The sequence below is a fragment of the Ewingella americana ATCC 33852 genome, assembly GCF_000735345.1.
Taxonomy (GTDB): domain Bacteria; phylum Pseudomonadota; class Gammaproteobacteria; order Enterobacterales; family Enterobacteriaceae; genus Ewingella; species Ewingella americana.
The window spans coordinates 21956-44983 of the sequence record NZ_JMPJ01000073.1; the positions used below are offsets into that span (position 1 = coordinate 21956).

A 23028-nucleotide genomic window follows, 5' to 3' on the forward strand; every position below is an offset into this window, starting at 1 on the left:
GAAAGCATGATGCAGACCGTGGTAGATATCCTGTCTAAATTGGTGAGTTTTAACACCATTAGCCTCCAGTCCAATCTGGCGATGATTGACTATATCGACACTTATCTGGCCGATTATGGCATCGCGGCTCGCCGGGTTTATAGCGAAGACGGTCTGCGCGCCAACCTTTACGCCACCATTGGCAACCCTCAGCGCGGCGGGATCTGCTTTTCAGGCCACTCCGACGTGGTTCCGGTTGAAGGCCAGCCGTGGTCGCAAGACCCCTTTGTGCTGACCGCCCGCGATGGCCGCCTCTATGGTCGCGGCAGCGCCGACATGAAAGGCTACTTGGCCTGCGTGCTGGCGCTGGTGCCCGAATTTATTGAAGCCACGCGCCACCCGGACGCCACGCCGGTACATATCGCGGTCAGCTACGATGAAGAGATTGGCTGCGTCGGCGTGCGCGGCCTGCTGGATGAATTATCGCGCGACGCCGTGCGCCCGAGTGGTTGTATCGTCGGTGAGCCGACCCTGATGAAAGTTGCTACCGCGCACAAAGGCAAAAGCGCGTGGCGCTGCGCGGTGCACGGGCAGGCTGCCCACTCTTCTCAGCCCGATTTGGGGGTGAATGCGATTGAAATTGCCGCCGAGCTGGTGACATTTTTGCGCCAGCAGGGCAAAGGCTGGCAGCAGGAGACGGGCGACGCGCGCTACGATCCGCCGTGGTCCACGGTGCAAGTCGGCACCATTAAAGGGGGAACCGCCGTCAACGTGGTGCCGGACCACTGCGAATTCGACTTTGAAATTCGCGCCCTGCCCGGCTCTCCCCACCAGCAGCTGCCCCAGAGCTTGCAGCAGTGGGCGAGCCAAGAGTTGCTCCCCGATATGCGCCGCGTCAGTCCGGACACGGATATTCACCTGTCGCAGCAAGTCGCCTATCCGGGGCTGCAAGACGATGAGTCGATGGACGCCCTCAAGCAGCAATGCGCCAGCGCGCTGCCCCAGCACGACTTCGAATCCGTGGCTTTTGGCACCGAAGCCGGGCTGTTCCAGCAGGCTGGCATCCCTACCGTGATTTGCGGCCCCGGCTCCATTACTCAGGCGCACAAGGCCGACGAATACATTGAGCTGTCGCAGCTGGAACTCTGCCTGACTTTTTTACGCAAGATGGTTAGCGGCGGTAGCCTGTAGCCCCGCTTTCAGCTGCTCTTGATTGAGCGGCACGCAATAGACTGGCGTTCCGGCTTCGAAACGCCAACCTTCCGCCAACCCACCGGCGTCCACCACGTCAAAACCGAACTCGTCGAGCAGCGCCGTAACTATCGCCTTGCCCTGCGCGTCATCACCGGCAATCGGCAAAGCGCGGCGCTCCGCAGCGGAAGCAGGCAGTCCGTCATTCAGCAAATCATCCATTCTGATGGCATTAAAAGCTTTGATAATCCGAGACTCGGGCAAGTGCTTTGCCAACATTTCGCTGGTGGTGGTCTGATGCTGGTCGAGCTCAGGGATGCGCCCGTCGCGGTCGGGATAGTAGTTGTTGGCGTCAATCACCACCTTGCCCACCAGCGGCGCGGCGGGCACGCTGCGATACGCCTCTAATGGAATGGCGATCACCACGATATCGCCGAACTCGGCCGCCTGCTGCGGAGTTCCCGCCTGACACTGGGTGGTGCGGGTTAAGGTGAATAATGTTTTGGGATCGCGTGAATTGCTCAACATCACCTGATGCCCCGCTTTTAAAGCCAGCTTGCTGATAGCCCGGCCGACAAACCCTGCCCCAATAATGCCTATCTTCATGATCTTCTCTCCGAGGTTAATGACACAGAGAGCTTGATTGATATAGATTCGAAGATAAATGGCCGTTTATTTTGATAACTAACAACCCAGAGTGGTGAATCATGGACAGACTGACCAGCATGAACGTGTTTGTGAAATCAGCCGATTTAGGCTCTTTCGCCGCGACAGCGGACGCGCTGGACATGTCGCCGCAAATGGTGGCGAAGCACATCGCCGCGTTGGAAGCGCAGCTCGGCATTACCTTGCTCAACCGCACCACCCGCCGCCAGCAGCTGACCGACGTGGGCCGCGCCTACTATGAACGCTGTAAACGCGTGCTGTCTGAGGTTGAAGCCGCAGACTCGCTGGCGCTGGATATGCAAACGCATCCCAAAGGCATTTTGAAAGTCAGCGCGCCCATCACCTTCGGCGCTTTTACCATGCCCGCCTTTGTCACCCGTTTTCTGGCCCAGCACCCGGATATGCAGATTGACCTCTCCCTCGACGACCGTTACGTGGATCCGCTGGAAGAGGGCATAGAAGTGATTATTCGTCTGGGGGATTTGGTGGATTCATCGCTGATTGCCCGCCAGCTCAGGCCATACCGGCTGATCGCCTGCGCCTCGCCGGACTATCTGGCCAAGCGCGGCACGCCGGAAACGCTGGAGGAGCTGGCTCACCACGACTGCCTGCACTATGGCTCTTCCCCCGCCTCGCAGCCCTGCCGCTGGCTGTTTAGCCGCGACGGCAAAACGCAGGAAGTGCATATCGCCGGGCGTTTTCACTGCAATAATTGGAATGCCTTGCTGCACGCGGCGATCAGCGGCTTTGGCATTACGCTCGGCCCGGAAATCGTGTTAGAAAGTGAAGTCAAATCAGGCCGACTAGTGCAGGTGTTAACCCAGTACCAAGGCCCGGCCCGCCCGATGCACATTGTCTACCCGCCCACTCGCCGACCAACGGCCAAACTCCGCAGCTTTGTGGATGCGATGGTGGCGGAGTTCGGCCATTAAGTGAGTGAGATCAGCCGCCGAGCTGCCCGCGATGGCGCTCGATGAACTCGGGCAAGGTCATCAGCGGCTGGCCGATAATCTCCCTGCCGAAGTCATCCAGCCCGGCCAGCAAACCTTCATGCTGATCTTGCCGGATAGCCGTGAAATGGCTGCGCAGCGTCGGGTTATCCGGCGCACCCAGCAGGCTCAGGAACTCATCAACTTCCACCTGTTCGAAGCGAATCGGCTTATCTAATACCGACGCCAACAGCTCTGAGATATCGAGATGGCTGTGCTCGCGCGGCCCGTGCAGTGGGTAAACCTTGCCGACGTGCGGCTCGGGGTTGAGCAGTATCGCGGCAATCACCCGTGCAATATCACTGGCCGCAATCGGTGCAAAGCGGCTGTCTGCCCCGAACGGCGTGACATAGCGCCCTTCGCGGATCAGGTGCGAGGTGTAGAGCAGCCACTCGGCGAACAACGTCACCCGTAGATGCGTGGTCGGCACGCCGGACCAGTTCAGCACCTGCTCGGCCATCCAGTGGTTGAGCGTCTGCTGGCTGGTGGCGTTCGAGCGCGACTGCTTTTGCGACATATTCACAATCAGCTCAAGATGCGCCTCTTTCGCCGCCTGAGCGAAAATCGCCGTGGCTTCCACCAACCCGTCAGCCAGCGGAAAGCAGAGATAGGCGGCAGACACCCCGTCAAGCGCCGCACGAACCTGTTTCAGCTTCAGCATGTCGGCGATCACCACTTCCGCCCCCAGTGCGCGCAGCTGCTCGGCGCGCTCATCGTCCCGGCGCACCAGCGCACGGACCTTGTGCCCACTCTCGCGCAGGAATTTTACCGTCGCCGCGCCCGTGTCCCCCGCCGCAGCGGTTACCAGAAAGGTTTTCATCATCAATGCCCCAGATTTAAGATTTCCAGCGGCCTGCGGGTGTGAGTCAACCGCGCAGGCCGCCGCGGTGTGACTCACAGACTGGCGAAGTGGTGCTCCAGACCTTTAGGGTTGCTGCCCCAAAAACCAGAAACTTGCTGGGAAACCGGATCGGGATAGATATCCTCGAGATCGTCGATAAACCCTTGAACGATGGCCTCGGCGGCGACGTCAGGAGAAGTTTTATCAATTGGCAGGCCGGAAGATAATTCCGTGTCGATAGGGCCAGGGAAGATGCCGACAACCTTGATATTTTTAGCTTTTAACGCGCCGCGTGCCGCCTGAGTGGCTGAGTGCAACGCCGCTTTTGAGACAGAATATCCAGCAACCGGTGCCATAGGTGCCAACGCCAGCACGCTGAGCACGTTGGCAATTACGCCACCGCCGTTCTTTTCGATTAACGGCGCGAAGGTCTGAATGACGCGCAGAGTGCCGTAGTAATTGACCTCGATATCCCCGGCCAGCTCGGCGCTGGTGGCGGTCAAAATACCATTAACGTGCATCACGCCCGCGTTGTTCACCAAAATATCCACGCCACCGACGCTGGCCGCTGCGGCGGTCACTTCATCCGCTTTCGTGATATCAATTTTGATGGCGGAAACGCGGTTATCGCCGAAGTCAGGCAGCGTCTCAGGGTTACGCGCCCCGGCATAGACTTTGCCCACGCCGTGCTTGAGCAGCGCGCGCACTAACTCAGCGCCGATACCGCGATTGGCACCTGTAACAAACACCGTTTTGCCTTGAATATTCATCTTATTTACCTATTGAGTTGTGCTCACCCTCAGGTGAGATTTTTAACTTCCGAGGCATGCCTTAATGCGTTGGCGATGCCGTCTTGCAGAAGCTGCGTTGACAGCTCCTTATCTGGAACCAAACGGGAGAGCTGAAGCGTCCCGACCATCACCGCCCAGATAGAGCGGGCCGTTCTCTGGCGGATCTCGTCACTTGCCTCTGGCGGCAGGCAGTCGGCGATGCGCCCAATGAAATCCAGGGTCTTGTTGGCAATCATGGCGCGCGTCTCTGGTGGCCGATTTTTCAGCTCCGAAGCCAGCGCCGCTACCACGCAGCCCGCCTCTGGCGTGTCGCGGTGCTCGACGCTCAAATAGCGAGTTAGAATCAACTCAAGGTCGACTTTCGCCGCGTCTTCAGGACGCCCGAAAATGCGGCAGTAAGTCTCGTCCGCCGCGCTGCCTACGGCTTCCTGAATCAGCTCTTCCTTGGATTTAAAGTGGCTGTAGAAGCCACCTACGGTAAGATTTGCGTGGCCCATCAGGGCAGCAACCCCCACCTTTTCAATTCCTTCCTCGCGGAATCGCTGCGACGCCACCTTGACGATGTGCTTGTGCGTCTCTTCTTTATGGTCTTTTGCATAGCGCATGAAATCGCTCTCCTCGGGTTATCTTCATCTTCATTAAATTATGATCATAATATAAGAAGGCGTCAGTAAGTCATCATCTATTTAATGTTCGCCAAAGATAACCCTAATTAAGTGCTGCGATAGCCTTTATGCATCAGGCAAGTGTCAGAAATCGAACAGGAAACCTTGCCCGTTGTGGCGAATGCGCCCGGCGTGCGGCGCGCCAAAATGGCCGGGGAATATCAGCGAATCATGCTCCGCGCAGTGCTCGAGCAGCTGCTTGCGGGTGGTCACCGCCTGCTGCGGATCCATGCAGAACCGGCTGTTCCACTCGGGCCGATAAATTTGTATCGGATGGTGCATCACGTCGCCGGTAAATATCCCCTCATTCTGCCCGCTGACCAGACGCAGGCTGATGTGGCCCGGCGAATGGCCCGGCGTTGGGTCGATTAACAGCGTGTCACTGAGCTGGTCACTCATGTTCACCACCTGCGCCTGATTGGCGGCAATCACCGGCAGCACCGAGTCGGTGAACACGTCGCGCGGCTCCTGCGGCAGATGCGGGTTTTTCTCCGGATCCCAGAAATTCAGCTCCTCGAGGGAGAAAACGTACTTGGCGTTGGGGAAGGTCGGCACCCAGCGCCCGTCCACCAGCCGCGTATTCCAGCCCACGTGATCCACATGCAGGTGGGTACAGAGCACGTAATCCACCTCTTCCGGCGAGACGCCCGCGCTTTTCAATCGGTCGAGATAAGGCTCGTTCAACTGATGGAAGTGCGGCGACGCCGGGCGCTGTTTGTCATTGCCGCAGCAGGCATCAACCAGAATGGTGTGATGCGGCGTGCGGATTAACCACGAGTGTACCGACATCACAATCTGGTCGGTGGCAGGCTGGTAAAAGTGCGGCGCCAGCCAGTGGCCGTGCTCCTTGAGCACCTCTGGGTCCCAGTTGTCGAACAGCTCCGCTGGCCTAAAGCTTGGGCCGTGCAACTCTTCAATTCGCGTGACAATCGTCTGCCCAATTTTCCAGGTCGCCCCGATTTGCGTATTCATGGTTTACCTCTTCCTCATTCAGCGTTAAAACTTATTTTTCAAAACTATTGGAGCAACTAGGCCAGTTGGGCTTTCGCTGAATCGTCGGGGGAGGTTCGCGGCCACATCGCCCCTGAAAGCTCAGTCACCACGCAAATAACCGCCGAGATAACCATGCCCGATAACACGATGATAAACAGCGCTTCCAGACTCGCGCCGAAGGCCGAGACGGCGAGCCAGCCACCTCCCGCCGCTATCGCCAGACGCACCGTGCCTGCCAAGAAAATGCGCCACATATGACCACTGCCCTGCGCCGCAAAACCGAGCGCGAAAACAATGGCGTTGGCCGCGTACAGAGGGGCGATGACGTGCAGATAGAGTGCGCCGGTCTGTTTAATCGCCGCGTCGTGGGTAAACAGACCCAGCCACAGGTCAGGGAACAGCGCCACCATCAGACCGATTGTTTCAGTGATAACCACGCTGGCTGCCACGCCAATCCAGGCAATCTTCCGCGCTCTGGCAATCTGCCCTGCCCCGATATTGGTGCCGACCATGGTCAGGACGGCGGTTCCCAGACCAAACAGAATGGGGATCAATACATAGTCGAGTCGCGACGCCGTGCCGTAACCGCCAATGGCTTCAACGCCGAACTTGCCCACCGCGCCAGTGACCAGCAACACCATGATATTCAACTGAATAGTGCCCAGCGCCGCCAAAATGCCGACTTTCAAAATGTCGCGGAATAAGTCCACACGCAGCGGAGAGCGGCGAAGGTGCAGACCCGAGCGCCCGCTAGCCATGTAGCGAATCAGCACAATGGCCGCCAGCCAGTAATAGAGGCTGATGGCGATACCGGCCCCGGCCAATCCGAAGCCGTGGAAAGGCCCCAGCCCGAAGATAAACAGTGGCGAAAGGGGGATCAGCACCAGCGCGCCGACCAGCGTCACCGTGGCGGGAACCTTGACATTCCCCACCCCGCGCAGCACTGCCGACAGCAGATTGACGATCCAAATCGGCACGGCGGCTAAGAAGACAAAAATCGAGTAGGTTTGCGCCGACTTCAGCGCCTCACCCGTGCCGCCCAGCGCGGCATACAGGTGCGGCCCGAATCCGATAACCAGCACCGAAAAGGCCAGCCCGAAGGCAACGGCAATTACAATGGCGTGCAGGATCAACGCGTCCACGTCAGCATGTCTGCCCGCCCCTGCGGCCCGCGCCACGGCGGAAGCCACGCCGCCGCCAATCCCACCGGCGGCCATCATGGTCATTAGCATCCACAGTGGGAAAACCATTGAGACGCCGACCAGCGCGGATGTGCCCAGAAACGACACATAGTAAGTCTCGGCCACGCTCACCAATGTCTGTGCCACCAGCACGCCAATGGTTGGCAGCGCGAGGCGCATCATGGTTTTAAACACAGGCCCGTTAAGCATCGCTTCGCGCTTTTGGCGCTTCACAGCCTCACTGCTTGGTTGGACATTCGCGTTCATTTTTTCACCCTGGTGTGGTTAAGGCTGCTCGCTACGCGGCATGAAGGGCAACGCCCATCAGCTCACATCATTATATTATGATCATAATACTATGAGTGGTGAAATCTGAACGCAAGAGGGGGAATGATAAATATTTTTGGGGAGATGAGTGACGGGGAAAGTAAGCAAGGATCACATGAATAAAATTTTCTCATGTGACCCTATGTCGTCTGGTTACTCTCTTTCGACTTGCAGTGACTCGCCAATGGCATAGAAGTTGCCGCCAGCGATGTAGTGCAAACTGCGGAAATCTGGGTCGGAGCTTTCAAACGCCCAGTGGCCGTTTTTAAACACGCGCGTATCGGCCCATGCGCCAATCACTTCGCCAATAAACATGTCGTGGGCCTGCTGGTTGTGCGGCTCATTGATTAACCGGCAGGACAACCACGCCGAGCAACCTTCGACAAAGGGGCCGTCGTGGCCTTCAATGCTGAACAGCTGCACGCCGGTTTTCGCCAATTTCTCCGGCTCGGTAAACAGGCTGCTGCGGCCTAAATCATAAGTCAGTTGCAACTGAGCCACGGTCGGAACCTGCAACACAAAGGTGCCGCTCTTTTCGATCAGCTCGCGGGTTTTAGTGATTTTATCCAGCACCACCATCACTTTGGACGGGGTAAAGTCCAGCGCGCACGACCACGCGGCGGTCATCACGTTATCCACCCCGCCGTGGCTGCCAGACACCAACACCGTCGGTCCGTGATTGAGTAAGCGGTATGATTTTTCGAGTTCAACGGGCGCAATAAATTCGTTCATCAGGGTTCCTTGGCGGCTAGGCTCGCTTCTGTTTGTCGTTCGTTAGGCGGCATAACAATAGCAAAAGTCAGTTACCCAGAAAAACCCTTGAAGGTGAATTATTCACTCTGCATCCATCCACGCAGCGCCTGTGCATATTCCTCACCTTTGGCCTGTAAAACATCAGCCTCCAGCTTGTCGGCGGTATACACCACAAAAGGCGTGTTCCACGCTAGCCCACAGCGATGAGCAGTGGCTTGCAGCGGCGCCAGCAGGGACTCAATGCTGAACAGATTTCTCCCCCCGCGGCGATAAGACTCTTCAACATTGCCCGCGGTGGCGGCAATAAATAGCGGTTTACCCTCGAGCTTACTGCCCTCTTGCAGATAACACAGATAGAACATCCGCGTCAGTACCGCCGCCTGCCATTGCAACATTACGGCTGGCATGCTGTACCAGTGAAGTGGGAATTGCAGCACGATGCGATCGGCAGACAGCAGCCGCGCGGCTTCGCGCTCGCCGTCAGCATGGATGTCCATCCCCTGCGGGTAAAGTGACTGAACATCAACGATTTCAACTTCTTCAAGCTTGGACGCTTCGGCGATTAGGGCTGCATTCGCCTTGGAAGTGGTCAGGTCTGGATGGAAAATCAGGATTAATGTTTTACTCATGGCGCGTCTCCTTAGGTTGATAAGGAGATAATGAGCAGCGGTGAGAAATTACTCCAACAGATAATAAAGATAATCTATTATCGATGAGATGAATTTAAGAACGCTCGACCTCAACTTGTTGGTGGTGCTCGACGCCTTATTGGACGAAGCACACGTCACCCGCGCGGCGGACAGATTGTGCATGTCACAGTCTGCGACCTCGGCTGCTCTCGCGCGCTGCCGCTCTCTGTTTAATGACCCTTTACTCGAGCGCGGGCGAGGCACCATGCGCCTCACGCCTTATGCCCAGACGCTGCGCGCGCCGCTCAAATCGCTGCTGGGAAACGTGGTCGAACTGATCAATCCGCCTTCGCTTCCTCTCAATCAGATCCAGCAGACATTACGCATCACCATGGCGGATTACCCGGCACTTTTTGTGATCGGGCCGCTGATGCAGACTTTGCAGGTGTCTGCGCCAGGAATTAACTTAGTTATTCAGACATGGGCCGGAGCCGACAGTGCAAAAACGGCACTGCTTAACGGTTCAACTGACATTGCAGTTTCGGTTTTCCCACAGGTGGAAGAGGAGCTTTACTGCAAAACGCTGCTGGAAGAGGAGTACGTGGTTGCCATGCGCGAGCAGCATCCCGCCGCCGCGAACTTCGACATTGATGGCTGGTTAGCCTATCCGCACATTGTGGTTTCAGGTAAAGGTGAGAATACGACTCCGGTTGACGCCGCGTTAGCACAAAGGGGGTTGAGCCGCCGGGTCGGGCTGGTGCTGCCAAATTTCCAGATGGTGCCGCCGTTGCTGTCCAGGTCAGATTTAATGGCGCTGCTCCCTTCACGGGTTGTGCCTTTAACCCAAGGCATTACTGCACTTCCCCTGCCGGTACCCGTGGCGGGCTTCCCGCTACACATCGCCTGGCATCAGCGCCGCTCGCAGGACATCGCGTTGCAGCACGTCGCCGAGATCCTCGGCCAACTGCTGCACTGATAAGAGAAAACAAAGTATTTCTGTAGCAGAAATGAAAAAGCCCCAGCGATATTTGCCGGGGCTTTTAAGGTACTACAGTGTTAGTAATTAACATTCATCAACTTATAACTTAATACTACTTCAAATGATGTACATAGCTTCACAGGATATATTAGTAACTCAGGTACTGCCGTCCTCCTATAATAAAATGGAATAAAGCATCAATCCTGTGTCATTTATCGGTTTCTCTGTTCGAAATAGAGAAGCGGATAAGTACATCTCCCACGCGATATATACTCTTTGATGCGTTGCCTTACTTTCATCGCGACATTCTCGATCACATACTTTCGTACCCAAATCGCGAACATTACTCTTAACAACAAGGCCTTACATCATCGCGCATTCCCATGCGTGCGATTGTGAAGATTAACTACGTGGCCTGAAATCGTCATCACTCGAATTGGTTTTCATCCCTCTCCGCGGTGAATCGCCCAAACAACAATATTTCGTGGCCCGTATCGCACTCTATTTTATAGAGTATTTAAAACTCTCTATATAACGATGAAGGAGGGGTAAGAAATACTTGTTACTTCAAACTTCGCTTCACCGTTAAGTCCCAATCTACTCGTTCTTAGCGAGGTGTCAACACTGTATTTAAGAACATGTTTTTATTCTCAGCCATACCCGAAAATTAAATCAAATTTTTGATATTTCCCACTTTTTCTATCAAGTCTTCAAGTGGTTGAAAAAGCGGCTGTGGCAGCTGCTCGCAATCATACCAACCCCAGCCTTCGCACTTCTCAGGCTCGGTGTTAATCGGCTCGCCCTGCCCGGCTTTTGATTCCGCGATACAGAACAGGGTCACATAGTGTTTTTGTTCAGCAGTGAAAATGTCGTTGACCCACGGGCCGGGCTGCACCACGTCAAGAGACAGGCCGGTTTCTTCGAGGGTTTCTCTCATGGCGCACTGCTCTGGCGTTTCACCAAACTCTAAATGGCCGCCGGGAGCCGACCAAAAACCCGCTCCGTGGCTGCCTTTCCTGCGACCTAACAACAATTTCCCTTCGCGGAAAACCAGTACCCCAACGCCGATTTTAGGCATTAAGCTCATCATTTCTCTCCGTTAATTTCGCTCTGCTGGCAGCTATTTCTCCCCTCCAACATAGTTCTCACCGAGTGGTTTGCCAACCAGCCCCGCCGCTTTCTCCAACAATATCCTCGGAGTTGCAACTTGGCGCGCAAGTCAGCTAAGATACGGAACATATACGAATCATATATAAACCATATATTGCGAGAACCCCGATGGGCATTATCAAAATCTCAGAAATGATGCATGAAAACCTGCGTATCGCCAGCATGGCATTCACTCGTTCAATGAATGCTCAGGCCGAGCATTGGATGAAAGTCGGCATGCTGATGGAAATGCACCCAGACCTTTCTCACCGTGATATCTGCCAGCTATTGGTAAAAGCCAGCACGGAATCGAACGAGCAGTTCGATGGCATAAAGACACTACTTAACGATGGCGTGACAACAAGGAAGAGTGTTAATGAGCAATAACTCCTTTATTAAATCCCCCGAAGGCATCATCAAGGCGCGCGCCGCCGGGCACCTTGCCGCCCGTGTGCTGCAAATGATTGAGCCACACGTGCAGCCGGGCGTCACCACAGATCATCTGGACGCGCTGTGCCACGACTTTATCGTCAACGAGCTGGGCGCTATCCCGGCCAACATTGGCTATCAGGGCTACACCAAAACCACCTGTATCTCGGTGAATCACGTAATTTGCCACGGTATTCCTTCCGATAAAGTGTTGAAAAAAGGCGATATCGTCAACGTTGACGTGGCGCTGATCAAAGACGGTTGGTACGGCGACACCAGCCGCATGTTCTATGCCGGTGAGCCTTCAATCCTCGCCCGCCGACTGGTGGACACCACCCTCGAAGCCATGCACGCGGGTATTGAAGTGGTTCGTCCGGGCGCCACCCTTGGCGACGTGGGCTTTGCGATTGCCGCCGTTGCCAAGCGCGAAGGCTTTAGCGTGGTAGAAGAGTATTGCGGCCACGGCATCGGACAGGGCTACCACGAAGATCCGCAGGTGCTGCACTACGGCCAAAAAGGCCAAGGCTTAGTGCTGAAAGAGGGCATGCTGTTCACCATCGAGCCGATGATCAACGCCGGCCAGCGTTTCTCCAAACTGTTAAAAGATGGCTGGACAGTGGTGACCAAAGACCACTCCCTCTCCGCGCAGTGGGAACACATGGTGTTAGTCACCAAAGATGGCTATGAAATCCTCACCCCTTGGCCATAAAATTTAAGGCCCATTCACTTGGGCCTTTCTTGACCTATTTTGTCCTTTTTTGTATTTTAAGGACATGCACACATTCCTGATTATTGTCCCCGAAGGGGGCATGCTGTTCGAGCCTACCGGCATCGCCGACATCCTGATGCAAGCCAATCGCTTGAGGCCCAAGGATTCCCCTCATCCGCCCTATCAGGTGGAAATCGCCACCACCCAGTCGCATCGCGTGATCCGCGGCATGTCCGGTTTGAACCTGCTGGCCGACCATCGGCTGGAGGACCTCGACCCCGCAGTGCCTCGCGATACCGTGATGATCACCGGTAAAGGCTCGACTCCTGAGGAATCCGCACTGGTCGCCAACTGGATCACCCGCGCGGCGCCTCATACCAAAAGAGTGGTGTCGATTTGCGGCGGTGCGCTGCTGCTGGCGCAGGCGGGCTTGCTCGACGGGCGTCGCGCCACCACCCACTGGCGGCAGCTGGATAACCTGCAAAATACCTATCCCAACGTGCTGGTCGAGAAAGGCCCGATTTATCTGCAAGACGGCAATGTCTGGACCTCGGCGGGTGTCAGCTCCGGCTTTGACCTCACGCTGGCGCTGGTGGAAGATGATCACAGCTTCACGCTGGCCCGCGACGTTGCACAAGACTTGGTGATGTTCCTGCGCCGCCCCGGCGGGCAGTCACAGTTCAGCCGTTTCCTGCTCAGCCAGTCCAACACCCCCGGCCCTATCCGCGACCTGCAAAGCTGGATCCTGCAAAATCTTTCCGGCGACCTGTCAGTGGAGAAACTGGCCGAGCGCGTCGCCATGAGCCCACGCAACTTCACCCGCGTCTTCACCCGAGAAACCGGCAGCAGCCCGGCGAAATACGTTGAAGAAGTGCGTCTCGACGTCGCCCGCCAGCACCTTGAGCAAAGCTCAGACAAAATCGAGCAGATCGCCGCCATGACCGGATTTGGCAATAGCCTGAATCTGCGCCGGGTGTTTGAACGCAATCTGCAACTCACGCCGTCGGATTATCGCGAACGCTTCTATGCGCGCAATATGGCCTAAATTGATTCTTATTTGTCATTTACGCCAACCAGCCAAAGCACTATTTTGAAACCAGACAACTCACCAAGGAGTACATCATGGTCAAAGTAGGCATTAATGGTTTTGGTCGCATTGGTAGAAACGTTCTGCGCGCCGCGCTCGGCCGCAGCGATTTTCAAGTCGTGGCAATCAACGACCTGACCGACAGCAAAACCCTCGCACACCTTCTTAAATATGACTCACTGCAAGGCACCCTCGCGGCCGATGTCGAAGCCTCCGAAGGCCAGCTGAAAGTGAATGGCGACGCCATCCGCGTTTTCTCTGAGCGCGATCCGGGTGCAATACCATGGAGCAGCGTGGGCGTCGAACTGGTCATTGAGTCCACCGGGTTCTTCACAGAAAAAGCCAAAGCCGAAGTGCACATCACCAAAGGCGGCGCCAAGCGCGTGATCCTCTCCGCGCCGGGCAAAGACGATGACATCACCGTGGTGATGGGCGTGAACCATGAGAAATATGACCCGGCGCAGCACAAAATTGTCAGCAACGGCAGCTGCACCACCAACGGTCTGGCTCCGGCCGCGCAGGTTCTGCATCAGAGCTTCGGCATTGAGCATGGCCTGATGAACACCACCCACGCCTACACCAACAGTCAGGCACTGCACGACCAGCCAGAAAAAGACCTGCGCGGCGCGCGTGCGGCGGCCCTGTCGATTGTTCCTTACTCCAGCGGCGCGGCCAAAGCCTTGGGCAAAGTCATTCCTGAACTAGATGGACGCCTGACCGGCTACTCACTGCGCGTGCCGGTGCCGGTGGTTTCTATCGTTGACCTGACCGTGACGCTAAAACGCGACGTCACTGCCGAAGAAGTGAATAACGCCTTCCGCCAAGCCGCAGGATCCGGTCCGTTGAAAGGCATTTTGGGCTACAGCGACGAGCCGCTGGTGTCGAGCGACTATCAGGGAGATGCGCGTTCGTCGATTATCGACGGGCTGTCCACGCTGGTGATTGGCGGCAATCTGGTGAAGATCCTCGCGTGGTACGACAACGAATGGGCCTTCTCCAACCGTCTGGTCGATTTAGCCGTGCTGATGGACCAACGCGGCCTGTAATGGCAGTGTGAAGCAACAGTTGAGGCCCGCCGTCGTGCGGGCCTTTTTGTATCAGTAAATCAATCATTAAGCGAAATAGTGCTTTTCGAGAATGGCGGCGCCGTCGTCGATGGCTTTATGAATCGACGCCACGCAGCGCGCGCTGTCCCCCGCCTTCAGCCCCAGCAACAGCTCATCATAGTTATGGTGGCCCTGCGCCATGTCGGCAGATTGCGGATATAAGTAGTTGAAGCACGGACCAATCTGCACCCAAAGCTGCTCAATCAGCGAGGTCAGGGTCGGCATCTCGGCATACTCATACAACGCAAAACGGAACTCGCGGTTGGCCTGCAACGCCTGCTCGGTATCCTGCGCCAGCTTGGCTTTCATAAAAGCGGCATTGAGCGCGGTCAGGCGTTTTAGCTTGCTGGCATCCATCTTCTGGCTGGCCTGCGCAATCGCTAATCCTTCGAGATTTTTGCGGATCAGGGTGATCTCCTGATACTGAGCCAGAGAAATATCCGGCACCAAAAAAGCCTGCGCGGGGGTAGCATCCAACGCACCGGCGGCCACCAGCCGCAGCAAAGCCTCGCGCACCGGCGTCACGCTGGTTCCCAACTGTCCAGCAATTTCCTTGGTCACTAACCGCGCGCCCGGCTTCAACACGCCGACAATTAGCGCGCTCTTCAGATTGGCTTCAACCTGCATGGTGAGGCTAACCCGCTGCGCTTTTTCCATCTCAAACATGTGAATTTCCTTTAGCAAAAAATTGACTTTGCTTTTGCGGTTTTATGCATGGCTTGCAAAAAATACATTATATAGGATATATCCTGTATTAAGAAATCGAACAGTGAGTAAACAACCACGCGCCGTCAAAGACGCATTCTACTTTCGCCAACCGCTTGTTGACGACATCATATTGGGGAAATGCTATGAGACTACCTGCCTTCAAACTTGCCTCGCTGGCTGTGTTAATCAGCCTGATATCACCTCTGGCTTCAGCTTCTGAATTAACCATTGCTCAGGCGACCTCGGCCACGGCCATGGATCCGGGCTTTTTGAAAGAGCCCGCCACGCTGGTTGATAACCTGTTCGATACGCTGGTGCTGCGCGACCCGCAGATGAAATTACAGCCGGGGCTGGCGACGAGTTGGAAAGCCATTGATGCCTCGACTTGGCAATTTGACCTGCGCCAAGGGGTGAAGTTTACCGACGGCGAGCCGGTTGATGCCAAGGCAGTGAAGTTCTCCCTCGACCGCATTCTCGACCCGGCCAACCACGCGCCGACCATCTCTTACATCCGCACCATCAAGTCGGTCGAAGTGACCGGCGATTATCAAGTTCGCATCCACACCGATGGGCCGGACCCTCTGCTGCCAACCCGCATGAGCCGCTACCCGGCCTACATCGTGCCACCGGCCTATGTCAGTAAAGTCGGTGCCGCCGAGTTCGCGCGTAAGCCAATTGGCAGCGGTGCTTACACACTGTCCGAGTTCGTGCCTGACGAGAAAGTGGTGATGAAAGCCAACCCGGACTACTGGCGCGGCAAACCGGCTATCGACACGGTGACTTGGAAGCCTATTCCTGAAGCCACCGCCCGCGTCACGGCCTTGCTGACCGGGGAAGTACAGCTGGTGGACAGCGTGCCGGCCGACTTGGTACCGGCGTTGAAAAACAAGCCGGGCATTCATCTCGAACAGGTAAAAGGCGGCGGCCTGACGATTTATCTCGGCCTGAAGAACGATCAAAAGCCGCTGAATGATGTGCGCGTGCGCCAAGCCCTTTCGCTGGATCTCAACCGCACGGCTTACACCACCCAGCTACTGCACGGCTTTGGCACCCCGACCGGCACTATGGCGGGGGAAAAAGATTTTGGTTATCAGCCGATTGCCGCACCGGCGCAGGACATCGCCAAGGCCAAGCAGCTGCTGGCAGAGGCGGGCTATCCGAACGGATTTAGCCTGAAGTTTCAGGCTCCGCGCCGCTACATCGCCAGTGCTGACGTGGCGCAGGCCATCGTGCAGGACTTAGCTGCGATTGGCGTCAAAGCCGAGCTGGAGGTGCCGGAGTGGTCGGTTTACACCCAGCAAGTGGCGGCGCAAAAACAGGCTCCGCTCTATATGCTGGCGTGGGGCTCCACCCAAACGCTGGACGCCGACGCCGCCTTGTACCCAATTCTGCACTCCGGCGAGCCTTACTCAACCGTCAGCGACCCCGATCTGGACAAATTACTCAATGAGAGCCGCCTGACGGTTGACCCCGCCAAGCGCGAGAAAATCTTGCAGCAGATTCAGCAGGTGGTGGCCGACAAGCAGCCGCTGATCCCGTTGTACCGTGAGGATTCGATTTACGCCAGCAGCGACGCCCTGACCTTCTCCGGTCGCCCGGATGCGCGTATTTCCCTGTTCACAATGAGCATTAAATGATTTCACCGCTCTCCGTTTTGCGCAGAAAACCTCGTCGCCGCCTGTATGGCGACGGGATTCTGGGCGGCCTGCTGCTGGCGCTGATTATCCTCGCCGCGCTGCTTTCGCCGTGGCTGCCGCTACCCGACCCACTGACCAACAGTCTGGCCGATACCTTCTTGCCGCCCGGCAGCCACACGGCGTCCGGCATGCACTGGCTGGGCACTGATCAGCTCGGGCGCGACATGCTTTCGCGCATTTTGGCCGGTAGCAGGCTGTCGCTGTTTATCGTGCTGATGTCGGCATCGATTGCCGCCGTGGTCGGCTCGCTGCTGGGCATGCTGGCGGGTTACGTCGGTGGCTGGCTGGACGCCACTATTATGCGTTTGATGGATATCCAGCTCGCCGTGCCCTTTATCCTGCTGATTTTACTGGTGATGGCGCTGTTCGGTGCCTCTCTCAGCAACATCATCGTGATCATGGGCGTCACCAGTTGGGCGATTTATGCCCGCGTGGCGCGTGCCAAAACGCTGGAAATTCGTGAGCTGGAATATATCGAAGCCGTGCGCGCGATGGGCTTTTCCACTCCGCGCATCCTGCTGCGCCATCTGTTACCCAACCTTGCTACGCCGCTTATCGTGTTGTTAACGCTGGATATTCCTCGGCTGATCGTACTGGAAGCGTCCATCGGTTTCCTCGGGGTGGGCATTCAACCGCCGACCCCGACGCTGGGTAATCTGATTGGTGAAGGCCGCTCGTACATGCTGCTGGCGCAGTGGCTGGTGCTCTATCCGGGGCTGTTTATCGTGGCGCTGGTGGTTGGCTGCAACCTGCTCGGTGACAGTTTGCTGCGCAGAACGCAGATAAGGCTGGATTGATATGCTGAGCTACATTTTGGCCCGCCTCGGCCAGTCAGTTTTAGTGATGTTTGGCGTCTCGGTGCTGATTTTCTTGAGCCTGCACCTGACCGGCGATCCGGCGGCGGTGATGATGCCCCCCGGCTCCAGCCAGCAGGAAATCGACGCATTTCGCCACAGCATGGGCTTCGACCGTCCTCTGCTGTGGCAATACGGCCACTATCTCAACGGCGTACTGCACGGCGATTTAGGGGATTCCCTGCGCTACAGCCAGCCGGTCACTAGCCTGATTAGTCAACGCATCCCCGCCACCCTGCTGCTGGCGGTTACCGCGCTGGCGTGGAGCACGCTGGTCGGCTTGGCGCTCGGCATCCTGAGCGCCCTCAAGCAGAACAGCTTATGGGATCTGTTCTCGCGCCTGATAGCCTTCAGCGGACAGGCGGTGCCGGTGTTTTGGCTGGGACTGATGATGATCATCCTGTTTAGCCTAAACCTGCGCTGGCTGCCCTCGGGCGGCTATGGTCAGGCGGCAAATCTGGTGATGCCCGCCCTGAGCCTCGGCGCTTACTACATGAGCGCCATCGCGCGATTAGTGCGCGCCAGCCTGATTGACGTCCTCCAGCAAGATTACATCCGTACCGCGCGCGCCAAGGGCCTCAGCCAGTGGCGGATTGTGGTGCGACACGGGCTGCGCAACGCCTTAATCCCGGTTATCACCGTGCAGGGGATGTATTTCGCCTCGCTGCTAGGCGGAGCGCTGGTCACCGAGATCATTTTTGCTTGGCCGGGGATTGGCCGATTGGCGGTGCAAGCCATCCAAAACCGCGACTTCCCGCTAGTTCAGGCCATTGTCCTGCTGGCCGCGCTGGTGTTCGTCGGCATCAATTTGCTGATTGACCTGCTGTACGTGGTGCTCAACCCGAGGATCCGCCTGTGATTGATATCAAACCCACGCTGCAACTGCTCGCCGACATCACCCCTTTTCGCAGCGTCGCCGGGGAAATTAACCAACAGCGCGAGTTGGCCCAGTGGCTGGAAAACTGGCTGCTCGACGAGTTGGGTGCCGAGCCGGTGCTGCCGGTCAGCGCGCAGCTTTCGCAGCCTGCCCCGCCGCTGGTTCACGCCCGCTTAGAACGCGGCGCGGCCAAAACGCTGGTGCTCTACAACATGTATGACGTGATGCCCGCCACCGACAGCGGCTGGGATATTCCGCCGTTTTCTGGCGGCGTGGTGGAGTGGCCGGAACTGGGCGAAGTCTACGTGGCGCGCGGCGCGGAGAACAATAAAGGCCCGCTGGCGGGCATGCTGATGGCGGTGAAAAACCTGCTGGATACTGGCCTGCTTAACGTCAATCTGGAATTTATTCTTGAAGGTGAAGAGGAGATCGGCAGCGGCTATTTGCGTCGCTATCTGGCCCGGAGTCCCTGCCCGATTGCTCCGGCAGAGGCCGTGCTGTTCCCCTCTCTGTGCGAATACGGCGGCGGCGCGCCGCGCGTTTACCTCGGCTTTACCGGGCTGGCTGGCGGCAGACTCAGCGTCAGCGGCGGCGCGTGGGGTGGCCCGCATGCGGCCATTCACGCCAGCAACGCCAGTTGGATAGCCAACCCGGCATGGCGCTTAGTCGAAGCCCTTGGCCAAATCGCTCCGGCAAGCGCCAACGGCGTGTTGGCAAAAATCTTGCCCGATGCCCCGGCCAATGCCCTGCTTGGCGAGTTGGCGAAGACGTTCAGCATTGAAGAAGAACTGCGTTTTCGCCGCAGCGAGGCGCTGTCAGTCAGCGGCGACACCCTGAGCTGCCTGCAACAGTGGCTAGGCAGCGCGGTGCTGAACATAGCCGAGATCCACACGCAACCTCAGGGCGGGCGCGGAGTGATCCCACATCACGCCGAGGCCGAGTTCGCCCTGCGCACGCCGCCGGGCATTGACTCTGCCGCCCTGCTGTCTGCGATTCAACAGCAGCTTGCTACCTTGCCCGGCGCAGCATTACAGCTCGACGACAGTTACCCCGGATGCCGCTTTGGCCTAGAGGCCACGGGCGTCGAGCCGCTACTCGCCAGCTACCACCAGCAACAGGCCGTGCCACAGATCTGGCCGTGGGCGCCGGGTTGCGCGCCCGCCTACGCCTTCGCCCCCATCGCCCCGGCTTTTCTGATTGGCGGTCTGGGCCACGGCGGCAATGCCCACGGCGTCAACGAGTTCGTTACGCTGCGCGGTTTGCAGCGTTTTCAGCAATCCATTAGCGACTGGCTGACCGCATTTTGATTTTTCCGGCTTCTGGCCGGGCGTTAACACCAGGGAACCACCCAACCTGACTTCAGGATAAAAAATATGCACAAGACAGATGATTTTGAACGCGTAGAACTCGGTTTCTTCCCCACGCCGCTTGAGCCGTTAACCCGCCTCGGCGAGTCGCTGGGTATCCAGCTGGACATCAAACGCGACGATTACACCGGCTTTGGCGGCGGCGGCAATAAAGTCCGTAAGCTGGAATATCTGATGGCCGACGCCGTGCGCCAGGGGATCAATGTGATCATTACCACCGGTGGGCACCAGTCCAACCATGCGCGCATGGTGGCAGCCGCGGCGCGTAAATTTGGCATGAAGCCGGTGCTGGTGCTGCGCGGTAACTCGCCGGAGAGCTATCAGGGCAACCTGCTGCTCGACAAGCTGTTTGGCGCAGAGCTAGAGTTTCTCGACCCGGACGGCTATTTCACCCAGATTGCCGATGCGATGCAGGCTCACGCCGATGCTGCCACCGCGCGCGGCGAAAAGGCGCTGATTATCCCCCTCGGCGGTGCAACCCCGCTGGGCGCGTTGGGCTATGTGCGAGCCGTGGAAGAGCTAGACGCGCAGCTCAAAGCCCGTGGCCAACAGCCGCCAGACGTCATTGTCGCCCCGACCGGCTCCGGCGGCACGCTGGCGGGTTTGTATGTCGGCGCACGCCAGTATTGGCCACAGACCAAAATCGTTGGTATCAGCGTGAGTGCCAAGGCGCAGTGGTTTCAAGAGCGGATCTCCGCGATGGCGCAGGATTGCGCAGACCTGTTGCAATGGCCGCAAAGCTGGTCGCCAGAGGACATTTGGATTGAAGACGGCTTTGTCGGCGCGGCCTACGGCGTGCCTTCTGAAGGCGGGATCGAGGCCATCTATCGCGTGGCGCAGGCCGAAGGGGTGCTGCTTGACCCGGTTTACACCGGCAAAGCCATGCACGGCCTGATTTCACTGGTGCAGGAGGGCAAAATCCAACCCAACTCGCGAGTGATTTTCGTCCACTGCGGCGGCTCTCCGGCCCTCTATCCCTTCGCTCAAAAACTGCTGGAGCGCTGAGATGTTGCCGATGCTGCGTTATCTGACTGCGCGAGACGTGCTGGCACTCGGCGGCGACAGCCCGCAGCGGGCGGTGCAGGACGTGACCGACGTGGTGCATTTGATGCGTAGCAATGCGGCACAGATGCCCGCCGAGACGCATGTCGATTTAGCATCACCGCGCGCCAAGGCTTACGCGCTGCCCGCCAGCGTCGGCGGGCGGTTTAACGCCGCGGGCGTCAAATGGACGGCTCACCGCCCGCAGCCGCAAGACGGTTTTCCGCTGGCGCTGACCATGACGCTGATAAATCAGGCCGACAGCGGCATGCCCGTCGGGCTGGTGGAAAGCGGCGGGCTGACCGCCACCCGCACCGCCGCAGTTTCCGCGCTGGCTCTGCGTTTAGCCGCACCGCGCCCGGTCAGGCGGGTGCTGTTGCTCGGCGCAGGCGTGCAGGCGCAGGCTCATCTGCATATGTTAAAAGCGCTTTTCCCTGAGTTGGATGGCCTGATCTGCTGGAACCGTTCCGCCGAGAAGCGCGACCAATTAGTGCAAAATTCCGGCCCTCTGCCTTGGCCAGTGGCGCTGCCGGACAGCCTCGAACAGGCGTTGTCGCAGCCTTTCGACGCGCTCATTACCTGTACCAGCGCCGCGGAGCCATTTCTCGGCCCCGAGGTGATGCAGCAGGGGCGAATCATTCTGCAAGTGGGCTACCACGAGATGAGCTTTGAGGGTATTCGGCAAGCCAGCAAGGTCGTCGCCGATTTATGGGGCGACTTCTGCCAGACCAGCGCTAAAAGCCTGTTCCAGATGTATCGCGCCGGAGAGTTTAGCGCCGAACAGCTGGACGCCGACCTCGCGCAGTTGCTTATCGACCACTGGCGGCCTTCGGCAGATGACTGCGTCTATTTCTCCTCATTTGGCCTGAACGTGTTTGATATCGCCCTCGCCGCCCGCCTGTTGCATGACGCCCAGCAGCAAGAGATCGGCCAGCTGTTACCCCTATTCAACGGAGCGCCTGATGCTCATTCAAGCCGCTGACTTATTGGCCCAATTGGCACGGGGCGAGCAATTTTTACTGATTGACGTGCGCGAACAGGCTGACTGGCAGCAGGCTAGCTTGCCGAACGCGGTCAATCTCAACGTTTACGACTATTTTATCCCCGACTGCACCGAGGCGGGCCTCGCCACCATGGCGCACTCTTTCCAACAGGCTTGGCGGCAGCTTCCACAGGCAGAAAACCGCATTCCGGTATTCTTCGAGCAACGGGTGGGAATGCGCTCCCCGCGCGGCGCGTGGTTTGCGTGGTTTATCGGCTGCGAAGAGGCACTGATCCTTGACGGCGGGCTAGAAGCTTGGGTCGCTGCCGGAGGCCCATTAGCGCCGGGGCAAGGCGCATCGGCAGTTGTCTCGCCAAGCGAAATCCCCGCCCCCGCACTGACACCAAGGCAGCGCCAATGGGTTGCCAGCCGCGACGAAGTGATTGCCGCCGGTGGCGTGCAGAGTGTGATTTTGGACGCCAGACGCCCGAGCGAATTCGACGGCAGCTTTGTCCACGACTGCTGCCACCGCGCAGGCCGCATTCCTGGCGCACACTTGCTGTTCTGGGAAGATGTACTGGAAAACGGCGCATTTCGACCCGCCGCTGAAATCGCCCAACGCGCCGAGCAGGCGGGTTTACACTCGCGACAGCGCATTATGATTTACTGCCATCGCGGCGCTAGAGCCGCCACCGTTCTCGCCGCCCTCAGACTGGCGGGCTACCAAAACCTCGCAATTTACGTTGGCTCGTGGCACGAATGGGCCGAGCACGAGGAGTTGGGTTCAGTGACGGGGAAGTGATGCTAAAGCACGGCCTCTACCAGCTGCCGTAGGGGTAGATTTTGTTTTTGATGAAAGCCTTTGTTTCTTCTCCATATTCATAGCCATTAGAAAATCGGGTAATACCTTTACATGCATTTAACTGGTCACCTGAAAGTGTTTCTATGGCTAAAGGTGTAACATGGTAATTAGGATACTTACCCACATCTTGCAGCCAGACCGTGACTTTTCCTTCGGGTGCCAAACCTATAATCATG

Annotated in this window: 25 protein-coding genes; 14 read left to right on the forward strand and 11 right to left on the reverse strand. The window is 57.6% G+C overall.

Annotated features, from left to right (window positions below; all coding sequences use genetic code 11):
- Positions 1-6: 6 nt before the first annotated feature.
- Positions 7-1170: an acetylornithine deacetylase gene (gene argE / locus GEAM_RS20625; protein ID WP_336509653.1), complete on the forward strand. Its 1164-nt coding sequence runs from the start codon at positions 7-9 to the stop codon at positions 1168-1170.
- On the opposite strand, the gene GEAM_RS20630 is transcribed toward argE, so the two are convergent.
- A complete protein-coding gene (locus GEAM_RS20630; RefSeq protein ID WP_034795523.1) occupies positions 1138-1776 on the reverse strand; it encodes an NADPH-dependent F420 reductase in 639 nt (212 codons plus the stop codon). The two genes, argE and GEAM_RS20630, sit on opposite strands and share 33 nt — an antisense overlap.
- A 101-nt stretch (positions 1777-1877) precedes the next feature.
- Here GEAM_RS20630 and GEAM_RS20635 point away from each other — a divergent pair, with 101 nt between their 5' ends.
- Positions 1878-2768 carry a LysR family transcriptional regulator gene (locus GEAM_RS20635; RefSeq protein WP_034795527.1) on the forward strand — a complete coding sequence of 297 codons (891 nt, stop codon included), beginning with the start codon at positions 1878-1880 and terminating at the stop codon, positions 2766-2768.
- A 10-nt stretch (positions 2769-2778) separates the two neighbouring features.
- Here GEAM_RS20635 and GEAM_RS20640 read toward each other — a convergent pair whose 3' ends face one another.
- The 7 genes from GEAM_RS20640 to GEAM_RS20670 form a co-directional block, all read right to left on the reverse strand.
- Positions 2779-3648, reverse strand: a complete 870-nt coding sequence (locus GEAM_RS20640) for an NmrA family NAD(P)-binding protein (RefSeq protein WP_034795529.1) — start codon at positions 3646-3648, stop codon at positions 2779-2781.
- Between the two features lie 71 nt (positions 3649-3719).
- Positions 3720-4436, reverse strand: a complete 717-nt coding sequence (locus GEAM_RS20645; protein WP_034795531.1) for an SDR family oxidoreductase — start codon at positions 4434-4436, stop codon at positions 3720-3722.
- Between the two features lie 29 nt (positions 4437-4465).
- On the reverse strand, positions 4466-5062 hold the full coding sequence (locus GEAM_RS20650; RefSeq protein WP_034795533.1) for a TetR/AcrR family transcriptional regulator: 597 nt from the start codon (positions 5060-5062) through the stop codon (positions 4466-4468).
- A 144-nt stretch (positions 5063-5206) separates the two neighbouring features.
- On the reverse strand, positions 5207-6094 hold the full coding sequence (locus tag GEAM_RS20655; RefSeq protein ID WP_051899591.1) for an MBL fold metallo-hydrolase: 888 nt from the start codon (positions 6092-6094) through the stop codon (positions 5207-5209).
- Between the two features lie 56 nt (positions 6095-6150).
- Positions 6151-7563 carry an MATE family efflux transporter gene (locus tag GEAM_RS20660; protein ID WP_084674152.1) on the reverse strand — a complete coding sequence of 471 codons (1413 nt, stop codon included), beginning with the start codon at positions 7561-7563 and terminating at the stop codon, positions 6151-6153.
- A gap of 213 nt (positions 7564-7776) precedes the next feature.
- A complete protein-coding gene (locus tag GEAM_RS20665; protein WP_034795535.1) occupies positions 7777-8355 on the reverse strand; it encodes a flavin reductase family protein in 579 nt (192 codons plus the stop codon).
- Between the two features lie 98 nt (positions 8356-8453).
- Positions 8454-9005 (reverse strand): NAD(P)H-dependent oxidoreductase, encoded by a 552-nt coding sequence (locus GEAM_RS20670; protein WP_034795538.1) that lies wholly within the window; start codon positions 9003-9005, stop codon positions 8454-8456.
- A gap of 88 nt (positions 9006-9093) precedes the next feature.
- Here GEAM_RS20670 and GEAM_RS20675 point away from each other — a divergent pair, with 88 nt between their 5' ends.
- Positions 9094-9981: a LysR family transcriptional regulator gene (locus GEAM_RS20675; RefSeq protein ID WP_034795540.1), complete on the forward strand. Its 888-nt coding sequence runs from the start codon at positions 9094-9096 to the stop codon at positions 9979-9981.
- Between the two features lie 670 nt (positions 9982-10651).
- Here GEAM_RS20675 and GEAM_RS20680 read toward each other — a convergent pair.
- A complete protein-coding gene (locus GEAM_RS20680) occupies positions 10652-11074 on the reverse strand; it encodes a nucleotide triphosphate diphosphatase NUDT15 (RefSeq protein ID WP_244956660.1) in 423 nt (140 codons plus the stop codon).
- Positions 11075-11262: 188 nt separating this feature from the next.
- On the opposite strand from GEAM_RS20680, the gene GEAM_RS20685 reads away from it, so the two are divergent.
- The 4 genes from GEAM_RS20685 (at position 11263) to gap (ending at position 14404) form a co-directional block, all read left to right on the forward strand.
- Complete coding sequence (locus GEAM_RS20685; protein WP_034795545.1) at positions 11263-11520, forward strand: ParD-like family protein; 258 nt, start codon at positions 11263-11265, stop codon at positions 11518-11520.
- Positions 11510-12271, forward strand: a complete 762-nt coding sequence (gene map, locus GEAM_RS20690) for a type I methionyl aminopeptidase (RefSeq protein WP_034795547.1) — start codon at positions 11510-11512, stop codon at positions 12269-12271. Before GEAM_RS20685 ends, map begins: the two co-directional genes overlap by 11 nt.
- 64 nt (positions 12272-12335) lie before the next feature.
- Positions 12336-13316 carry a GlxA family transcriptional regulator gene (locus GEAM_RS20695; protein ID WP_034795550.1) on the forward strand — a complete coding sequence of 327 codons (981 nt, stop codon included), beginning with the start codon at positions 12336-12338 and terminating at the stop codon, positions 13314-13316.
- A gap of 77 nt (positions 13317-13393) precedes the next feature.
- Positions 13394-14404, forward strand: coding sequence for a type I glyceraldehyde-3-phosphate dehydrogenase (gene gap / locus GEAM_RS20700; protein WP_034795551.1), 1011 nt, complete (start codon positions 13394-13396; stop codon positions 14402-14404).
- A gap of 66 nt (positions 14405-14470) precedes the next feature.
- Here the strand turns inward: gap and GEAM_RS20705 are convergent, their stop codons facing one another.
- Complete coding sequence (locus GEAM_RS20705; protein ID WP_034795554.1) at positions 14471-15130, reverse strand: GntR family transcriptional regulator; 660 nt, start codon at positions 15128-15130, stop codon at positions 14471-14473.
- Positions 15131-15315: 185 nt separating this feature from the next.
- On the opposite strand from GEAM_RS20705, the gene GEAM_RS20710 reads away from it, so the two are divergent.
- From GEAM_RS20710 to GEAM_RS20740, 7 genes are all read left to right on the forward strand, one after another.
- On the forward strand, positions 15316-16809 hold the full coding sequence (locus GEAM_RS20710; protein WP_034795555.1) for an ABC transporter substrate-binding protein: 1494 nt from the start codon (positions 15316-15318) through the stop codon (positions 16807-16809).
- The gene (locus tag GEAM_RS20715; protein WP_034795556.1) at positions 16806-17666 is read left to right on the forward strand and encodes an ABC transporter permease; all 861 of its coding nucleotides are present in this window, start codon (positions 16806-16808) and stop codon (positions 17664-17666) included. The genes GEAM_RS20710 and GEAM_RS20715 overlap by 4 nt, the downstream gene beginning before the upstream one ends.
- A 1-nt stretch (position 17667) precedes the next feature.
- Positions 17668-18582: an ABC transporter permease gene (locus GEAM_RS20720; RefSeq protein ID WP_034795557.1), complete on the forward strand. Its 915-nt coding sequence runs from the start codon at positions 17668-17670 to the stop codon at positions 18580-18582.
- On the forward strand, positions 18579-19907 hold the full coding sequence (locus GEAM_RS20725) for a M20/M25/M40 family metallo-hydrolase (protein ID WP_034795558.1): 1329 nt from the start codon (positions 18579-18581) through the stop codon (positions 19905-19907). The genes GEAM_RS20720 and GEAM_RS20725 overlap by 4 nt, the downstream gene beginning before the upstream one ends.
- A gap of 66 nt (positions 19908-19973) precedes the next feature.
- On the forward strand, positions 19974-20972 hold the full coding sequence (locus GEAM_RS20730; protein WP_034795559.1) for a 1-aminocyclopropane-1-carboxylate deaminase/D-cysteine desulfhydrase: 999 nt from the start codon (positions 19974-19976) through the stop codon (positions 20970-20972).
- Position 20973: 1 nt separating this feature from the next.
- Positions 20974-21990: an ornithine cyclodeaminase family protein gene (locus GEAM_RS20735; RefSeq protein ID WP_034795560.1), complete on the forward strand. Its 1017-nt coding sequence runs from the start codon at positions 20974-20976 to the stop codon at positions 21988-21990.
- Positions 21971-22792 (forward strand): sulfurtransferase, encoded by an 822-nt coding sequence (locus GEAM_RS20740; RefSeq protein WP_034795561.1) that lies wholly within the window; start codon positions 21971-21973, stop codon positions 22790-22792. The genes GEAM_RS20735 and GEAM_RS20740 overlap by 20 nt, the downstream gene beginning before the upstream one ends.
- A 16-nt stretch (positions 22793-22808) precedes the next feature.
- Here the strand turns inward: GEAM_RS20740 and GEAM_RS20745 are convergent.
- The coding region (locus tag GEAM_RS20745; RefSeq protein ID WP_034795563.1) for a DUF2931 family protein at positions 22809-23028 on the reverse strand (220 nt) is incomplete at its 5' end.

Bases quoted from the DNA above. Each gene is read 5' to 3' on its own strand.
- argE (WP_336509653.1), top strand. From the start codon at position 7: ATGATGCAGACCGTGGTAGATATCCTGTCTAAATTGGTGAGTTTTAAC.
- GEAM_RS20630 (WP_034795523.1), bottom strand. From the start codon at position 1,776: ATGAAGATAGGCATTATTGGGGCAGGGTTTGTCGGCCGGGCTATCAGC.
- GEAM_RS20635 (WP_034795527.1), top strand. From the start codon at position 1,878: ATGGACAGACTGACCAGCATGAACGTGTTTGTGAAATCAGCCGATTTA.
- GEAM_RS20640 (WP_034795529.1), bottom strand. From the start codon at position 3,648: ATGATGAAAACCTTTCTGGTAACCGCTGCGGCGGGGGACACGGGCGCG.
- GEAM_RS20645 (WP_034795531.1), bottom strand. From the start codon at position 4,436: ATGAATATTCAAGGCAAAACGGTGTTTGTTACAGGTGCCAATCGCGGT.
- GEAM_RS20650 (WP_034795533.1), bottom strand. From the start codon at position 5,062: ATGCGCTATGCAAAAGACCATAAAGAAGAGACGCACAAGCACATCGTC.
- GEAM_RS20655 (WP_051899591.1), bottom strand. From the start codon at position 6,094: ATGAATACGCAAATCGGGGCGACCTGGAAAATTGGGCAGACGATTGTC.
- GEAM_RS20660 (WP_084674152.1), bottom strand. From the start codon at position 7,563: ATGAACGCGAATGTCCAACCAAGCAGTGAGGCTGTGAAGCGCCAAAAG.
- GEAM_RS20665 (WP_034795535.1), bottom strand. From the start codon at position 8,355: ATGAACGAATTTATTGCGCCCGTTGAACTCGAAAAATCATACCGCTTA.
- GEAM_RS20670 (WP_034795538.1), bottom strand. From the start codon at position 9,005: ATGAGTAAAACATTAATCCTGATTTTCCATCCAGACCTGACCACTTCC.
- GEAM_RS20675 (WP_034795540.1), top strand. From the start codon at position 9,094: ATGAATTTAAGAACGCTCGACCTCAACTTGTTGGTGGTGCTCGACGCC.
- GEAM_RS20680 (WP_244956660.1), bottom strand. From the start codon at position 11,074: ATGATGAGCTTAATGCCTAAAATCGGCGTTGGGGTACTGGTTTTCCGC.
- GEAM_RS20685 (WP_034795545.1), top strand. From the start codon at position 11,263: ATGGGCATTATCAAAATCTCAGAAATGATGCATGAAAACCTGCGTATC.
- map (WP_034795547.1), top strand. From the start codon at position 11,510: ATGAGCAATAACTCCTTTATTAAATCCCCCGAAGGCATCATCAAGGCG.
- GEAM_RS20695 (WP_034795550.1), top strand. From the start codon at position 12,336: ATGCACACATTCCTGATTATTGTCCCCGAAGGGGGCATGCTGTTCGAG.
- gap (WP_034795551.1), top strand. From the start codon at position 13,394: ATGGTCAAAGTAGGCATTAATGGTTTTGGTCGCATTGGTAGAAACGTT.
- GEAM_RS20705 (WP_034795554.1), bottom strand. From the start codon at position 15,130: ATGTTTGAGATGGAAAAAGCGCAGCGGGTTAGCCTCACCATGCAGGTT.
- GEAM_RS20710 (WP_034795555.1), top strand. From the start codon at position 15,316: ATGAGACTACCTGCCTTCAAACTTGCCTCGCTGGCTGTGTTAATCAGC.
- GEAM_RS20715 (WP_034795556.1), top strand. From the start codon at position 16,806: ATGATTTCACCGCTCTCCGTTTTGCGCAGAAAACCTCGTCGCCGCCTG.
- GEAM_RS20720 (WP_034795557.1), top strand. From the start codon at position 17,668: ATGCTGAGCTACATTTTGGCCCGCCTCGGCCAGTCAGTTTTAGTGATG.
- GEAM_RS20730 (WP_034795559.1), top strand. From the start codon at position 19,974: ATGCACAAGACAGATGATTTTGAACGCGTAGAACTCGGTTTCTTCCCC.
- GEAM_RS20735 (WP_034795560.1), top strand. From the start codon at position 20,974: ATGTTGCCGATGCTGCGTTATCTGACTGCGCGAGACGTGCTGGCACTC.
- GEAM_RS20740 (WP_034795561.1), top strand. From the start codon at position 21,971: ATGCTCATTCAAGCCGCTGACTTATTGGCCCAATTGGCACGGGGCGAG.